This is a genomic window from Propionivibrio limicola (assembly GCF_009469695.1).
In the GTDB taxonomy this organism is placed as follows: Bacteria; Pseudomonadota; Gammaproteobacteria; order Burkholderiales; family Rhodocyclaceae; genus Propionivibrio; species Propionivibrio limicola.
This window is the reverse complement of the sequence record NZ_SSSR01000043.1, coordinates 1-930: the sequence shown is the minus strand read 5'-3', so window position 1 is coordinate 930 and position 930 is coordinate 1. Positions and strand designations below refer to the sequence as shown.

Sequence of the window (930 nt, the reverse complement as noted above, 5' to 3'; positions counted from 1 at the left end):
ACGCTGGCCGGCTGGGTCGGCCAGTGCAGTGCGCTGCTACGGCCATTGGTGGCGGCGCTGAACCGCCATGTCCTGTCCGGCGCCAAGATTCACGCCGACGATACGCCGGTGCGAGTGCTGGCTCCCGGCGAAGGCAAGACAAAGACCGGTCGTCTCTGGACGTACGTCCGGGATGATCGTCCGGCGGGCAGCGACGACCCGCCGGCCGTCTGGTTTGCCTACTCGCCGAATCGACGCGGCGAGCATCCGCAGGCGCATCTGAAATCCTTCCAAGGCGTCTTGCAAGCCGATGCCTATGGCGGGTTCGATGCCTTGTACGCCGATGGTACGATCCAGGAGGCGGCGTGCTGGGCGCATGTGCGGCGCAAGTTCTTCGATCTGCACAAGGCGCATGCGTCGCCGGTGGCGGCGGAGGCGCTCAAACGCATCGGCGCGCTCTACGCGATCGAGAAAGACATTCTGGGCCAACCGCCGCCAGAGCGGCAGATCGCCCGTCTCTCCCGCGCCAGCCCGCTGCTGACCCGTCTGCACGACTGGCTGCAGGAGACCCTGCGCGGCCTGTCGAGAAAGTCGGCCTTGGCCGAGGCGATTCGTTATGCTTTGAAGTTGTGGCCGGCGCTGACTCGGTACACGGGCAATGGCCTGGTCGAGATCGACAATAATGCCGCCGAGCGGGCGTTGCGCACGGTCGCTCTGGGCCGAAAGAATTTCTTGTTCGCCGGCTCCGATGCCGGCGGCGAACGCGCCGCCGCAATTTATAGCCTGATCGGTTCGGCCAAACTCAACGGCCTCGACCCCGAAGCCTATCTGCGTTTCGTCATCGAGCGCATCGCCGAACATCCGGTCAATCGTGTCGACGAACTCCTGCCTTGGGCCGTGGCAACGCAGATCGCCTCGCCTGACAACGCTTCAGCCTGATTCCGGTTTCAA

1 protein-coding gene is annotated in these 930 nt (G+C 64.7%); it reads left to right on the top strand.

Going from position 1 to position 930, the window contains the following annotated elements; translation table 11 throughout:
• A partial coding sequence (gene tnpC / locus GH659_RS14715; RefSeq protein WP_153112188.1) for an IS66 family transposase occupies positions 1-918 on the top strand: 918 nt, incomplete at its 5' end.
• Positions 919-930 lie beyond the last annotated feature (12 nt).